This window comes from Halomonas sp. SpR8 (assembly GCF_031010195.1).
Lineage (GTDB): Bacteria > Pseudomonadota > Gammaproteobacteria > Pseudomonadales > Halomonadaceae > Vreelandella.
Window position 1 is genome coordinate 1 of record NZ_JAUAMC010000003.1, and the last position, 15485, is coordinate 15485.

The 15485-nt window shown below is 53.3% G+C and carries 14 protein-coding genes and 1 rRNA gene; 8 read left to right on the plus strand and 7 right to left on the minus strand.

Translation table 11 applies throughout. The features are described 5' to 3' along the window. From QT230_RS06545 to QT230_RS06565, 5 genes are all read right to left on the minus strand, one after another. Positions 1-592, minus strand: a 16S ribosomal RNA gene (locus QT230_RS06545); the annotation flags it as partial. Between the two features lie 553 nt (positions 593-1145). Then, a complete protein-coding gene (locus QT230_RS06550) occupies positions 1146-2951 on the minus strand; it encodes an acyl-CoA dehydrogenase C-terminal domain-containing protein (RefSeq protein WP_308320788.1) in 1806 nt (601 codons plus the stop codon). A gap of 242 nt (positions 2952-3193) precedes the next feature. After that, positions 3194-3961, minus strand: coding sequence for an SDR family NAD(P)-dependent oxidoreductase (locus QT230_RS06555; RefSeq protein WP_308320789.1), 768 nt, complete (start codon positions 3959-3961; stop codon positions 3194-3196). Between the two features lie 39 nt (positions 3962-4000). Continuing rightward, the gene (locus tag QT230_RS06560; RefSeq protein ID WP_308320790.1) at positions 4001-5671 is read right to left on the minus strand and encodes an AMP-binding protein; all 1671 of its coding nucleotides are present in this window, start codon (positions 5669-5671) and stop codon (positions 4001-4003) included. Positions 5672-5860: 189 nt separating this feature from the next. After that, complete coding sequence (locus QT230_RS06565; RefSeq protein ID WP_308320792.1) at positions 5861-6430, minus strand: TetR/AcrR family transcriptional regulator; 570 nt, start codon at positions 6428-6430, stop codon at positions 5861-5863. Between the two features lie 126 nt (positions 6431-6556). Between QT230_RS06565 and QT230_RS06570 the strand changes: the two genes are divergently transcribed. Further along, positions 6557-7744: an acetyl-CoA C-acyltransferase gene (locus QT230_RS06570; protein WP_308320793.1), complete on the plus strand. Its 1188-nt coding sequence runs from the start codon at positions 6557-6559 to the stop codon at positions 7742-7744. Between the two features lie 141 nt (positions 7745-7885). On the opposite strand, the gene QT230_RS06575 is transcribed toward QT230_RS06570, so the two are convergent. Both QT230_RS06575 and QT230_RS06580 read right to left on the minus strand, forming a co-directional pair. Next, complete coding sequence (locus QT230_RS06575) at positions 7886-8122, minus strand: hypothetical protein (RefSeq protein WP_308320794.1); 237 nt, start codon at positions 8120-8122, stop codon at positions 7886-7888. Positions 8123-8241: 119 nt separating this feature from the next. Beyond that, a complete protein-coding gene (locus QT230_RS06580) occupies positions 8242-8655 on the minus strand; it encodes an arsenate reductase ArsC (protein WP_308320795.1) in 414 nt (137 codons plus the stop codon). A gap of 151 nt (positions 8656-8806) precedes the next feature. Here QT230_RS06580 and arsH point away from each other — a divergent pair, with 151 nt between their 5' ends. From arsH to QT230_RS06615, 7 genes are all read left to right on the plus strand, one after another. After that, a complete protein-coding gene (gene arsH, locus QT230_RS06585; RefSeq protein WP_308320796.1) occupies positions 8807-9544 on the plus strand; it encodes an arsenical resistance protein ArsH in 738 nt (245 codons plus the stop codon). Positions 9545-9557: 13 nt separating this feature from the next. Continuing rightward, positions 9558-10634 carry an ACR3 family arsenite efflux transporter gene (arsB, locus tag QT230_RS06590; protein WP_308320797.1) on the plus strand — a complete coding sequence of 359 codons (1077 nt, stop codon included), beginning with the start codon at positions 9558-9560 and terminating at the stop codon, positions 10632-10634. 15 nt (positions 10635-10649) lie between these two features. Next, a complete protein-coding gene (locus tag QT230_RS06595) occupies positions 10650-11318 on the plus strand; it encodes an NAD(P)H-dependent oxidoreductase (protein WP_308320798.1) in 669 nt (222 codons plus the stop codon). Positions 11319-11335: 17 nt separating this feature from the next. Then, positions 11336-11743 (plus strand): arsenate reductase (glutaredoxin), encoded by a 408-nt coding sequence (gene arsC, locus QT230_RS06600; RefSeq protein ID WP_308320800.1) that lies wholly within the window; start codon positions 11336-11338, stop codon positions 11741-11743. Between the two features lie 32 nt (positions 11744-11775). Next, positions 11776-12075 carry a CC/Se motif family (seleno)protein gene (locus QT230_RS06605; RefSeq protein WP_308320801.1) on the plus strand — a complete coding sequence of 100 codons (300 nt, stop codon included), beginning with the start codon at positions 11776-11778 and terminating at the stop codon, positions 12073-12075. Positions 12076-12394: 319 nt separating this feature from the next. Then, a complete protein-coding gene (locus QT230_RS06610) occupies positions 12395-12916 on the plus strand; it encodes an arsenate reductase (azurin) small subunit (RefSeq protein WP_308320803.1) in 522 nt (173 codons plus the stop codon). A 15-nt stretch (positions 12917-12931) separates the two neighbouring features. After that, positions 12932-15409 carry an arsenate reductase (azurin) large subunit gene (locus QT230_RS06615; protein ID WP_308320804.1) on the plus strand — a complete coding sequence of 826 codons (2478 nt, stop codon included), beginning with the start codon at positions 12932-12934 and terminating at the stop codon, positions 15407-15409. Positions 15410-15485 lie beyond the last annotated feature (76 nt).

Below are 15485 nucleotides of genomic sequence, written 5' to 3' on the forward strand. Positions count from 1 at the left end.
CGGCTTATCAAGCCACCTACGCGCGCTTTACGCCCAGTAATTCCGATTAACGCTTGCACCCTCCGTATTACCGCGGCTGCTGGCACGGAGTTAGCCGGTGCTTCTTCTGCGAGTGATGTCTTTCCTGATGGGTATTAACCACCAGGCGTTCTTCCTCGCTGAAAGTGCTTTACAACCCGAGGGCCTTCTTCACACACGCGGCATGGCTGGATCAGGGTTGCCCCCATTGTCCAATATTCCCCACTGCTGCCTCCCGTAGGAGTTCGGGCCGTGTCTCAGTCCCGATGTGGCTGATCATCCTCTCAGACCAGCTACGGATCGTCGCCTTGGTGAGCCGTTACCTCACCAACTAGCTAATCCGACATAGGCTCATCCAATAGCGGGAGCCAAAGCCCCCTTTCTCCCGTAGGACGTATGCGGTATTAGCCTGGGTTTCCCCAGGTTATCCCCCACTACCGGGCAGATTCCTATGCATTACTCACCCGTCCGCCGCTCGTCAGCGGGTAGCAAGCTACCCCTGTTACCGCTCGACTTGCATGTGTTAGGCCTGCCGCCAGCGTTCAATCTGAGCCATGATCAAACTCTTCAGTTTACAATCATTGTGATCCTTACTCGTCATCCGAAGATAACAAAAGCGGATCAAACTTGGCTCAAGGTTCAAACGAATTCATTTCAATTTACATTGTCATGACCGCTTGCCTTGATATTTGGTGATTTGTCACCAACGCCAGCAAGCGCCCACATGAATTACCTGATCAAATTGTTAAAGAGCTGTTTCGCTGCGATGACTGCTTGAGCCACCTTACAAACCGTTGAACTGGCTTGCCTCAGCGAGGAAGGCGTATTCTACGCATTTCCTGGTGTTTGTCAATCACTGTTTTTAGCGACTGAAGCGAGCGATACAGACTGCTCTAACCTCCTGACAAACCAAGGCTTTTACACCTTATGCACCGCTGGTAACGCTTGGCGTCCCCGGCAGCGGATGCGTACTTTAAGGCCTCACTATCAAGATAGCAAGTAAAAGAAGTTATTGCGTATAAAAAGCGGCAGAAGGTTGCCCTTCTGCCGCAAACCACCGATCAGAACGCCTGACCAGAGAGTGCCCGTTGGCGCAACTTACCTCACGCCATCAGTAGTCGACGCTTCTAAATCTCAAACCCCAAGCCAAAATCTTCGCTGGAGATAGCCATTAGGCTGGAAGCGCCGGATTGAATCATCTGCGCATGCGCCTTGGTACGCGGCAGTAACCGCTGGTAATAGAAGCGCGCAGTATTCAACTTAGCGGTGTAGAAGGCTTTATCGTCACCCTCTAAAGAAGCAGACGCCTGTTTGGCCGCGCGGGCAAATAAGTATGCTAGCGTGACGTAGCCCGAATACATAAGGTAATCAACACTCGCCGCGCCTACTTCTTCGCGGTCTTGCATGGCCTTCATGCCTACCCCCATAGTCAGCTCGCCCCACTCTGCATTGAGCTTAGCCAGCGGCTCGACAAACTCTTTAAGTGCAGGGTTGTCGGCTTCAGCTTTACAGAACTTATGGATCTCTTTGGTGAAGACCTTCAGCGATTCACCCTGACTCATGAGTACTTTACGGCCCAGCAGATCAAGCGCCTGGATACCGGTAGTACCTTCATAAAGCCGGGTAATACGCGCATCGCGCACCAATTGCTCCATGCCCCACTCTTTAATGAAGCCATGACCGCCGTAAATCTGTACGCCCTCGTTGGTACTTTCAAAACCCACTTCGGTCAGGAAAGCTTTAACAATAGGCGTTAGCAAGCCAAGCAGAGTTTCAGCATGATCGCGCTCCTCACCCGGCTCACCATGCTCAACCACGTCGAGCATTTGCGCAGCGTAAAGCACTAACATACGCCCACCTTCTGCAAAGGCTTTCTGGGTCAGCAGCATGCGGCGAACATCGGGATGCACAATAATCGGATCAGCGGGCTTTTCCGGTGCTTGCTTGCCGGACAAGCCTCGCATCTGTAGGCGGTCACGCGCATAGCTGAGTGAATTCTGAAAACTGGCCTCAATCAAACCCAGCCCTTGAATGCCCACGCCGAGACGCGCTGCGTTCATCATAGTGAACATGCACGCCAGCCCTTTATTAGGCGGCCCCACCAAATAACCGGTTGCGCCATCGAAGTTCATCACGCAGGTGGCATTACCGTGAATGCCCATCTTGTGCTCAAGCGAGCCACAGGTGACGCCATTGCGCTCACCCACATCGCCCTGAGCATTAGGTAAGAATTTAGGCACTACAAACAGCGATATACCTTTTGAGCCTTCTGGCGCATCCGGCAGCTTTGCCAACACCAAATGGACGATATTTTCAGCCAGATTATGCTCACCAGCGGAGATAAATATCTTCGTACCGGTAATCGCATAAGCGTCGCCATCGGCAGACACCGCTCGTGTCTTGATCAAACCGAGGTCAGTACCACAATGCGGCTCGGTGAGGCACATGGTGCCCGTCCATACCCCTTCAACCAGCTTGGTGAGGTAGGTCGCTTTTTGCTCGTCGGTGCCATGGTGCTTCAGCGCATCCGCCGCGCCATGAGAGAGCCCTGGGTACATGCCCCAGGCCAGGTTAGTCGCACAGATCATTTCCGACAGCAGCATCGCCAATGAAGGCGGCAGGCCCTGGCCACCATGGGCAGGATCGGCAGCCAGGCTCGGCCAGCCGCCTTCTACGTACTGCTGATAGGCCTCTTTAAAACCGTTAGGCGCTTTGACCTCGCCCCCTTCCAGTAGACAACCCTCTTCATCACCACTCTGATTGATCGGAAGCAATACGTCACGGGCGAAGCGCGCACCCTCTTCTAGAATTGCGCTCACCACATCTGGCAATGCATCGTCACCACTGGGTAGACGCGCGTAATGGGCGGGGTAATCAAGCATTTCGTCCATAACGAAACGCATATCACGAATGGGGGCCTGATAGCTGGGCATCGCATTTCTCCTGAAATAGGGGGTTGGAAGCCAATCAGAGTATTTTGACAGAAGGCTTTCAAACACGTGTTTGAAAATTAGCGCGGGCGCCCCTAAGAGTCAAGTGAGCGTTTGAATTTACCCTAAAAACACTCTAGAACTTTGGTCGCTGAGCCAATAACCCACTGATGCTAATAATAAAAAACTCGCCAGCCAAAAGCCGACGAGTCGTTTTATTTTGCTTCCTTCTACTTACCACCCACTTACTGCATGCGAATGCCGCCATCCAAACGGATCAACTCACCGTTAAGCATGGGATTGGTAATAATCTGCTCGGCGAGTTGCGCAAACTCATCCGGCTTACCCAACCGCTTAGGAAAAGGCACTGCGGCCGCTAGTGCCTGGGCAGCCTCATCGGGAATTTCGCTCATCATCGGCGTTTCAAAAACGCCCGGCGCAATGGCCATAACCCGAATAGCATGCCGGGACAGCTCACGGGCAGCGGGAAGACTCATACCCACAACACCCGCTTTAGAGGCACTGTAGGCACACTGCCCTACCTGGCCATCAAAAGCGGCGATAGAAGCGGTATTAATGATCACCCCACGCTCGCCATTCTCATTAGGCGCATTTTTAGCCATCGCGGCAGCCGCAAGTCGCATAACGTTAAAAGTGCCGATCAGGTTGATATTGATCGTTTTAGCGTAGCTGTCTAAATCCGCCGGGTTACCCTCACGATCCACCAACTTGGCCACACTGACCACGCCTGCGCAGTGAACTACCCCCGAAAGCCCACGATCGCCACCCAGCGCTACCGCTTTATCGACCGCCTGCTGCATTTGTTCAGCTGAGGTGATATCCGCCAGGCACGCTTGAGCCTGCCCCCCCAACTGCTCAGCATGGGTTTTGACACTGTCATTTAGGTCGCATAAAACGACGCGAGCACCCGCCGCGACTAACCGCTCTGCGGTTGCTGCCCCAAGCCCCGAAGCAGCACCGGTAATTAAAAACGTACTCTCCTTAACCTGCATAACCGTATTCCCTGTGGTTGTTGTGGATGGCTGTTATATTTACTTGGCAGCCTTGGCTTCTTCTACCGCCTGGGCGCGCAATTTAAAGCGCTGAATCTTGCCGCTGGGGGTTTTAGGCAGCTCCTCGACAAACTCAATAATGCGCGGGAAAGCGTGGGTTGATAGCCGCTCCCGCACCCGCTGCTTAATCTCATCAGCCAGCTCGTCACTCGCCTCGTAGCCTTCGCGCAGCACGATATAGGATTTGATCACCTCACCGCGGATCTCATCGGGCTGCCCTACCGCCGCTGATTCAGCGACGGCAGGGTGTGTCATCACACTGTTTTCGACATCCGTTGGCCCCACCCGGTAACCCGCCGTGGTAATAATATCGTCGTCGCGGCCGGCAAACTGAAAGGTGCCATCTTCATTACGGATCACCACGTCGCCCGTTAGGTAATAACCTTCTACGAAGGGGTTCTTCTCTTGCCAGGTATAGCCCTGGAAGAAGTGCGCTGGTGAATTTTTGATATCCACAGCAAGGACTCCCGGCTCCCCGGCGGGCAGCTCGTGATACTCCGCGTCCAAAATCGCCAGGCGATAACCCGGCATCGGCACGCCCATTGCGCCCACATGCTTGAGGTGATCAAGGGCGTGGTGGTTATTGCACGTCATGCCGGTTTCAGTTTGGCCGTAGTGATCCATAACCGGGCAGCCCAGCGACTTTTCCACCCAGGTCACCACTTCCGTGTTTAGAGGCTCACCCGCCGAACTAGCCGCACGCAGCTCGAGGGTTTCATGGGCATCATCAAACAGGCCGGATGCCTTCATCAGCCGGTAAGCAGTCGGCGCAGCGGCAAAATTAGTGATGTGGTGGCGCTTCATAAACGCCAGCGCCCCTTCGGCGCTAAACCCTGCCTCGCAAAAATGCGTCGTCACACCGAGCAACAGTGGCCCGGTGATCGCATAGTAAAGGCCATAGGCCCAGCCAGGATCGGCCATATTCCAGAAACGGTCGTCATCACGCAGGTCAATGGCCAGCTCCATATAGATCGCAAAAGCGGTCATACCCGCCAACGGAACGGCAACACCTTTGGGCTTACCCACGGTACCGGAGGTGAACATTTGCAGAAATGGCTCTTCGGGTGAGAGCCGCGGCGGCGTGTCGCTCATTGACGTGTACGTCAATGCTGCCTGCCAGTCGCGATCATTGGCGTGCTCGCTGGTTGCCCCTCCTACCGCCAGCACTGGCGGGCACTGGCTAAGGCCATCAAACTTATAGCGGTTAGCGTGATCAGTAATCACCAACCTGGTATCCGCTCGCCCCAGCCGATAGTCCACCGCATCGGGCCCAAAAGCCGTAAACAGTGGCTGATAAACCGCGCCAATACGCCATGTGGCGAGCACTGCAATCAACAGCTGCGGTGTCCGCGGCAACATGCAGGCAATGCGGTCGCCTTTACCCAACCCTTGGGATACAAACCACCCCGCCAGCTTCGCGCTCTGCTCATCAAGCTCGGCGTAGGTCAGGGTATGCATGTTGCCTTCGGTGTCTTCCTGCACCAGCGCCAACACCTCGCCACGCCCTTCACGCACATGACGCCCACAGCAGGCTTCATAGGCATTCAGCAAGCCATCCTGCTGGTCATCCAGACGGGCGATAACGCTATCCACGGAAAAATCATTGAGGTAGTGGTGGTAGTCAGGCAGTGATTGTGATGTCGCTGTCATGATGGCTCTCTTGTGTTATTGGAAATGAGCTCGTAGTGAGAATAGGCGCCAGCAGTGTTGTTATATTTAGCTGTTGACGTTAACGTAAGCTTAAAGATAAGAGCAACGCTAAAAGTAATCGGCGCAGAGAGCAAGCACTGTTATAAATTGTCGCGCTAGACGTTAGTCGAAGTCGCCGTTATCGAGGCATCAAGCAGAGGTAGGCATAATCATGGCAACAAGCTCATCAGCGAGGTCATCGGGCGAACGTGGGCCGTTGGGGTCGTACCAGCGAACCGTCCAGTTTAGCGCCCCCAGCACAAACCGTGAGACAAGAAAGCGGTCACCATGGATCAACCCCGCTTCCAATGCATCGTCAATAACCGCGACCCATAGCGCCTCGTAAGCATCACGTAGGTGGCTCAAATGGGCGCTGGCCGTAGGGTCGAGCCGGCGCCACTCGAACAGTGCCACCACATGGGCATTGCGATCGGTAAACAGGGTTTCCAAATGAGCACGGGCCATAGCGCGCAGGCGTACTTCAGGATCTTCAGCACACTCATCCAAGGCTTTGCGCGCAATCACCAAGGCATTTTGAGTGCCCTCTTCGATGACCGCCGCGAGGATTTCCTGCTTATCTTTAAAATGGTGGAACAAGCTACCGGACTTGATGCCCATTTCCTGCGCCAGCATGCGCACCGTTGTGCGGTCAAAGCCCTCTTGGACGAATAGCTGGGCAGCGAGGCGCGTCAATTCCTTGCGGCGAGGAGATGCATTCATTACATTCATGTCGTTTACACTAGCGCTTGCTCGGTTACTCTGGAGAAAACCACAGCACCGCCTACGGGTCAACGTATCACCGACTACTCGGCATGATAATCACAATAAACATGAAGGAGATTGGCCATGAGTAACCCCACTGATGTTGTATTTCTGGCTGCCAAACGCACGCCGATGGGCGGCATGATGGGCAGCCTGGCGAGCATGACAGCGCCCGAGCTTGGCGCGGTCGCCATCAAAGCAGCGATTGAAGCGTCAGGCATTGACCCTGCTGCCATCAATGAAGGCATTATGGGCTGTGTACTGCCTGCCGGCGTTAAACAGGGCCCAGCACGTCAGGCAATGCGTCAGGCGGGTATTCCTGATGCCAATGGTGCCACCACGATTAACAAGCTATGCGGTTCGGGCATGAAAGCCTCTATGCTTGCCCACGACTTAATCAAGGCAGGCAGTGGCGATGTTTTGCTGGCTGGCGGTATGGAGTCCATGTCTAATGCCCCCCACATGCTGACCAAGGCACGCGGCGGCTACCGATTGGGGCACGGCGAGCTGAAAGACCATATGTTTTTGGATGGGCTGGAAGATGCCGAAACGGGCAAACTAATGGGCGTGTTTGCCCAGGATGTGGCCTCGGATCGCGGTTATACCCGCGAGCGCCTGGATGACTTTGCCATAGCCTCCCTTGAGCGCGCCATGGCCGCTACTAACGCAGGCCACTTAAGCACCGAGATGGCACCCGTTATGGTCACCTCTCGCCAGGGTGAAACCCTGGTCGAGCATGATGAACAGCCCTTCCAAGCCAAACTCGATAAAATCCGCCAGCTTCGCCCTGCTTTTGCCAAAGACGGAACGATTACCGCCGCCAATGCCAGCTCAATTTCCGACGGCGCTTCGGCACTTATCCTGGCCAGCCAAACAGCAGCCGATCAGCACGGTATTAAGCCACTTGCGCGCATGCTGGGTCACTCGACACACTCTCGCCATCCTAGCGAGTTCACCATCGCGCCGGTGGGGGCGATTGAGAAGCTGATGAAAAAGCTCGGCTGGGGCGTTAATGACGTCGATCTATTCGAAATTAACGAAGCCTTCGCTGTGGTGACACTGATGGCCATGGATGACTTGGGCCTGCCCCATGACAAGGTCAATGTGTTTGGTGGCGCCTGCGCCCAAGGCCATCCGATTGGCTCCACCGGCTCGCGCATTATCGCCACGCTTATTCATGCCCTGCGCACTAAAGGCGGCAAACGCGGCATTGCCAGCCTATGTATTGGCGGCGGTGAAGCGACGGCCGTAGCCGTCGAGCTAATCGACTAATCGCGCTCTGTAGCGATAGAACCTCTCTGGCACACGCCCTGGCACTGTTACCGAGCCAGGGCGCTTAGCCACAACTTAGCCAAACAGCCGCAAACAACCAACCAAGCCCCAGCATAAGAATAGACCAGCGATGAAACTCCATCAGCATCCCCAGCTGGCGAGCCAATCGATACTGAACACGGCGCGTCGCGCCACGATCAACATCATCAGCAGAACGCCTGCCAGCGCCTGAGCCGCCCAGCCCATTTCACTTAACGACTGAGGCTGCAGCCACCACAAAACGCCCCATAGGCCGCTCATCGTCAGCAGCATCGGGTCGTTAAGTAAACGCTGAAAAATGAAATAGATCGGTGGCGCTAACCTTTTTATCGCTAGCAAATACATGTCTCTCTAAGAAAACAGCATAATAGCGCCGGATTCCTATCAGGTCATGACTAACTTCATGCTTTCAGAGTGCGATATATAGAATCTTGCCTAATATAACCCCCTCCTAGCCATTAACCAGCCTGGTGAAGGGAGAGCCAGAGCTGCAGGCGCCGTCGAATTTCTAATAGCGCCTGTTCGTAAGCATCCGGCTTGCCAATCAAGCGTGGGTCTCGAATATCCCAAAACAGCACTTCCCCCGCCTGCCCTTGCCAATCGCGACAGGCCTGCTGGGCCTTATCACACAGAACGATAACGTAATCGAACGACATGTTTTCAAACTCATCCAGCGACTTGCTGTGGAGACCCTCTTTTGAAAGCCCTTGCTTAGTGAGCGCTTCAAGGGTCAATGCATGGGGCTCGTCAGGCTCAGAACCGGCACTAAACGCTTCAAAACGATCATCTGCCATATGACGAAGCAGCGCCTCCCCCATTAGAGATCGAGCAGAGTTAGCATTGCAGAGAAACAACACGCGGCGCTTGGTCATAAATAAACAGCCTCTTATGTATTCAGTGGCTGTCACTCTACGCCGGGATCATGACGGCAATATTGCAGACAAGATGTTGCTCTAGAAATATACGAAAAAACATATATGATGGAGCCATTAACATAAGACGGCTCAAAACTGGGAGACCGCGATGACCTCACTTAATGATTTTGCTGGCCTCAATGATTTACCCAATATAGACGCTGAGCTCTTTGAGCCACCCAGCTGCGTGCGGCTGGGTATCCCACAACGCACCGAACACGCGCCTAAAATATTGCTGCTATATGGCTCCCTTCGGGAACGCTCCTTCAGCCGTTTGGCGGTTGAAGAGGCCGCACGTTTACTCAATGCCATGGGCGCCGAAACACGCATCTTTGATCCTAGAGGATTGCCGCTGCCGGATACAGAAGATGCCAGCCACCCCAAAGTCGACGAACTGCGCGCGTTAGCCCAATGGGCCGAAGGGATGGTGTGGTGCTCGCCGGAACGCCACGGTGCAATGACCGGCATTATGAAAGCGCAGATAGACTGGATCCCACTTGCCCTGGGTGGCGTGCGCCCGACTCAGGGCAAGACGTTAGCGGTAATGCAGGTATGCGGCGGTTCACAGTCCTTCAACACCGTCAACCAACTGCGTATTTTGGGGCGCTGGATGCGCATGCTGACGATCCCCAATCAATCCTCCGTGCCCAAAGCTTTTATGGAGTTTGATGATAACGACCGCATGAAAGCTTCCCCTTTCTACGACCGCATCGTCGACGTGATGGAAGAGTTGGTGAAATTCACGCTGCTCGTGCGTGATCGTAGCAAGCTGCTCACCGATCGTTACTCAGAGCGCAAAGAGAGCGCGGAAGACGTCTCAAAACGCGTTAATCAACGCGCCATTTAACAAGGAGTTTCGCATGTCAGCATTGGAAGATAACGCATCCCCCTCCACTACCGAAGGTATGGGCGTCTTTGAGCGCTACCTCTCGCTTTGGGTGGCGCTCGCAATTGTGCTGGGCATTTTAGTCGGGCAGCTAGCGCCAGCGGTACCAGAAACGCTGTCGCGTTTTGAAGTGGCGCAGGTCTCCATTCCGGTCGCGATACTCATCTGGGCGATGATATTCCCGATGATGGCGCAAATTGACTTCACTTCCTTGCTGGGAGTTCGACGTCAGCCAAAGGGCTTGATTATCACCACGTCGGTTAACTGGCTGATCAAACCTTTCACCATGTTTGCCATCTCCTGGCTATTTTTGATGGTGATCTTTCGGCCATTTATACCCGCCGAGTTAGCCAGTCAGTATTTAGCGGGTGCGATTCTGCTCGGCGCCGCGCCATGCACCGCGATGGTATTTGTGTGGAGCTACCTGACCCGCGGCGACGCTGCCTACACCCTGGTGCAAGTGGCACTTAACGACCTGATTATGCTGTTCGCCTTTGCTCCCATCGTGGTCTTTTTACTCGGTGTCTCCAATATTCAAGTGCCCTGGGACACCGTCGCCCTCTCGGTCGTGCTGTACATCGTGATCCCTTTGGCGGCGGGTTATATCACCCGCCAAACCCTGATTAAAAAGCGCGGCGCCGAATGGTACGACAACGTCTTTATGAAGCGCGTTGGCCCGATCACCCCGATTGGCTTGATCATCACCCTGGTAGTGCTATTCGCCTTCCAGGGCGAGGTGATTCTGAACAATCCACTGCATATTGTGCTGATCGCAATACCGCTGATTATCCAAACGTTTCTGATCTTCTTTATTGCCTACGGCTGGGCAAAAGCGTGGCGGTTGCCGCACAACATTGCGGCACCAGGCGCCATGGTAGGCGCTAGCAACTTTTTTGAACTGGCCGTCGCGGCGGCGATTGCCCTCTTTGGCTTACAGTCGGGCGCAGCACTGGCCACGGTGGTGGGCGTTTTAGTCGAAGTGCCTATAATGTTGGCACTAGTCAGAATTGCCAATAAAACCCGCCACCATTTTCCGACAGAAGCTCACTAATCAGGAGTAAGTGCAATGGCTCACTATTTGGTATTTCTGGGTTCAACCCGCACCAGCACACCGCCCTCCCCGGCTCGCCTTGGCGAGCGGGTAGCCAAAGCCTGTGAACGGTTACTGTCATCGTTACCCCATACCACGGCAGAGATTATTGACCCGCTGGCGCTAAATTTAAGCGATCCGTTTAAGCCACATTTTGCTTACCCAAAAAACGATGCGCCGGATAATCTAGCGGCGCTTGCGGACAAAATCGCTCATGCCGATGGCTACGTGATGGTCAGCCCCGAGTACAACCACTCCATGAGCCCAGCGCTTAGCCATTTGCTTAACCACTTCGGCGCCTCACTGTTTGCGTTTAAACCCAGCGCCATCGTGACCTATTCGATGGGCCAGTGGGGCGGCGTGCGCGCCGCCGTCGCCATGCGCTCATTTCTCTCGGAGCTTGGCTGCTTACCGGTGTCAGCCATGGTACATATACCCAAAGCCCAGGAAGCGCTTAACGATGACGGCCACTTTGACCAGGATCAAGAACGCTGGGAGAGCTATTTCGGACGCACACTCGGCCAGCTAATGTGGTGGGCAGAAGCCGCGACCAGCTATAAAAGCCACGTTGACCCCGCTCACGTATCGCCCGCGTTTAAAACCAAGCCCTCTCAACGCAACGCGCCTGGCAGTGAAGACAACTAATCGAACGTGAGGTCACCATGCCTGTCACCATTTATCACAACCCTAACTGCGGTACGTCGCGCAATACCCTGGCGATGATCGAAGCCTCTGGCAAATCGCCTGAGGTGATCTATTATCTGGAAACACCACCCAGCCGCGAAAAGCTGGTCGAGCTGCTGGCGATGATGCAGATATCACCCCGGGAACTGCTGCGGCGCAAAGGCACTCCCTATGACGAACTAGAACTGGATGATCCATCACTTAACGATGACCAGCTTATCGATGCCATGATGGCTCACCCGATTCTGATCAATCGCCCTATTGTGGTCACCAATAGTGACGCGCGGCTTTGTCGCCCCTCTGAGCAAGTATTAGCGCTTTTGGAAAATCCAATAGATCAGTTTACTAAAGAAGATGGTGAAGTCGTTTATTATCCAGCGCGTTAATGGCATAACCGAGCCACTCTATGGGATACGCAATGGACAGTGTGATTGAGATAGGCAACAACGCATTAGATTTTATCAAACAACGAGGTGGCGTCGTCACGGTTCGCCTTTCCCCTAAGCACGGCTGCTGCGGGGGGCTCGCCAACGTTGCCGTCGCCGAGGCGAGCGCACCCAAAGACCCTTCGCTCTACCAACGCCATTGCTATCAAGATATAACGATTTTCATTGACTCAGTGCTTGTCGACCAAGGGCTACGGGTTGATATTGAGGTTTTTTGGAAGTTACGCCATCTTTATGTAGATGGCGCAATCCTGCAATCTAGGGACACTTGAAACAGCAGCGAAAGTCACCTCATTCTTAATACACCCAATCAAACCAGTCATCTTTCTTTTTTCTGGCCCAAATACCTTCCATAAATGAATCAGTACTTATCTAACAAGTAATTATCTAACAATACTTTTTATCCAACCTGAAACCACGATAGCGTCTTATATTTACTTCTTATAATTCAAAAATAGCAGCTGATGTAGAGATTGCTTTGCTATCCGTTCTTGCGTGTCTGCTCGGGCAGAACTATGATTAAATACGGATATCCATATATACAGATTCCCTATCTCAAGCTTTACAAAAGCAACAATGGAGCGTTTGACGATGGCACAACTGAGTCGCCGTAATTTTCTCAAATTAACCGGCAGCAGTGCAGCTGTGGGTACCCTTTCGCTAGCCCCCATAGCACACGCACAACAAGGTAGTCCTCCACTTCCTCCTGGTAGCACTACCCTGCCTTATCCCAAAGAGCTAGTCACAAAGTTGAGCGAGTTGGTCATCAATCAGCCGATTTATTTTAGCTACCCGGACGAGCGATCACCCTGCGTGGTAATCCGCAGAGGCCGAGAGGTCAAAGGCGGGGTTGGTCCAGATAAAGATGTAGTGGCTTATAGCACCCAGTGCACACATATGGGCTGCCCTGTGAGTTATGACCAAGAGGCAGAAGCCTTCAAGTGCCCGTGCCACTACAGCATCTTCGACCCGGATAACATGGGCCAAATGGTCATTGGCCAAGCCACCGAGAATCTGCCACGAGTCATTCTAGAGTATGACGATACCGAAGATGCCCTGATGGCAGTGTCAATTGATGGTCTGATCTATGGCCGCCAGGCCAATATCATCTAAGACGGAAGAATAACAATGAAGCAATTTAAAGACCGTATTCCTTTACCCCCGGCAGATGCCCAGAAAACCAATATGGCCTGTCACTTCTGCATCGTCGGCTGCGGATATCACGTCTATAAATGGCCTGCTAACCAAGAAGGCGGCAGAGATGCTAGCCAGAATGCGTTGGGGCTCGACTTCAATCAGCAGCTTCCCCCTATGCAGCTCACTATGACGCCCGCAATGGCGAATCGAATCCAAGATCATGATGGCCGCGAATACAACATCATGATCGTTCCTGACAAAGAGTGCAGCGTGAATAAGGGCCTATCCTCCACGCGTGGAGGCCAAATGGCCAGTGTTATGTACTCAGAAGGGACTGCCATCAGCGAGCGCCGATTAAAGTACCCTCTGATGTATAGCGGAGACGACTGGGCAGAAACTAATTGGGAACACGCCATGGCGCTATATACCGGCCTGACCCAACGTATCCTCGATAATGAAGGGCCGGATCAGTTGTTCTTCAATCTCTTTGATCATGGCGGCGCTGGCGGCGGTTTTGAGAATACATGGGCTACTGGCAAGCTAATTTTTGATGGCATACAGTCAAAAATGGTGCGCATTCACAACCGCCCCGCTTACAACTCAGAATGTCATGCTAGTCGAGACATGGGCATTGGTGAACTCAATAACAGTTATGAGGATGCAGAGGTGGCCGATGTTATCTTCTCCATCGGCGGAAACTCCTACGAGACTCAGTCAAACTGGTTTCTGGCACACTGGGAGCCGAACTTAAGAGGGTCTAACGTCGCCAAGAAGCGGGAATGGTTTCCTAACGAGACGGTCGGTAAAGGCAAGGTCATTCTGGTTGACCCTCGACGCACACCCACCGTCGCTATCTGTGAAACGATTGCCGGTAAAGAGAATGTTCTACACTTAGCGATCCAGCCAGGCACTGATACAGCCCTGTTCAATGGACTGCTGACCTATGTGGTCGATCAAGGCTGGCATGATCAGCCCTTTATCACAGAACATACTAGCGGCTTCGAGAAAATGCTGGCCGCCAATCGTATGGATCTGGAAGAGTGTAGTCGCATTACCGGCGTGAGCCAGGCCGATATCATCAAGGCCGCCGAGTGGGCCTATAAACCCAAGGCCAGTGGTCATTCCCCTCGTACCATGCATGCCTACGAAAAAGGCGTGATCTGGGGCAACGACAACTACCGCATTCAGTCCTCTATCGTTAATCTTGCCGTAGCCACCCACAATGTCGGGCAGCGTGGTACAGGGGTTATTCGCATGGGCGGCCACCAAGAGGGCTATGCACGTCCGCCTTATCCCGGCGGACGCCCCGCGCCCTATATCGATCAAGAATTGATTAATGGCAATGGGATGATGTTAACGGTCTGGGCCTGTAATGCTTTCCAAACCACCATTAATGCCGAAACTTACCGCCAAGTCATCACGCGTCGTGCTGCTATTGTCAATCAGGCAATGGCAGAGGCAAGGGGCAGCAGCGTCGATGAATTAATCGACATTATCTATGACGCTGTAAAAAATAAGGGCGGTTTGTTTATTGTTGATATCGACCTTTATCGCACGAAGTTCGCTGAATATTCACACTTAGTGTTGCCAGCTACGCATCCCGGTGAAATGAACCTCACTTCCATGAACGGAGAGCGACGGCTTCGACTTTCAGAGCGCTTCATGGATCCTCCCGGCATCGCTAAGCCAGACTGTTTGATTGCGGCCAATATGGCTAATGCTCTTAAACAGCGCTACGAGTCGGCAGGCGACGTGACGATGGCCGAGCGTTTCGCTGGGTTTGATTGGACGACCGAAGAGGATGCCTTCAACGATGGTTTCCGAATGGCTCATGAAAAGGAAATCGACAGTCAAGGTGGGCCTACAGGACATCTCGCTACTTATGAAAGGCTTCGAGTAGCTGGTAACAATGGCGTCCAACTTCCCATCAAGGAGTACCGGGACGGCAAGTTCATTGGCACAGAGATGCTATATACAGACTATAAATTTGATACTGAGGATGGCAAGGCTCATTTCCAAGCCTCTCCCTGGAATGGCTTTCCCGAAGTGGTTCAGCAGCAGAAAGAGACCTATGATTTTTGGATAAACAACGGGAGAACCAACCATATCTGGCAGTCGGCCTACCATGACCAGTACCTGACTTTCCGCAAAGGCCGCTATCCGATGGCGCCGATTGAAATCCATCCACAAGATGCCCAAGACTTAGGTATAGCCAATGGCGATATTGTAGAAATCTATAACGACTATGGTGCCACCACGGCTATGGCCTATCTGGAGCCCGACCTGAAGCGTGGTCAGGTTTTTATGATGTTTGGCTATCCTAATGGGGTGCAGGGAGATGTCATCAGTGAGTGGACGGATCGTAACCATATTCCCTACTACAAGGGCTCTTGGGCAAATCTACGACGGATAGGCGCTAACCCTGCCTATCTAAGAGATGTCTCTTTCAAACGTCGGCGCTTCTCTTAAGCCAATTCTCTCAAACTACCCAAGGCGGCAATCAAGATTCCTGCCTTGGGTAATCCTTCACGGAAAGCGATGACTG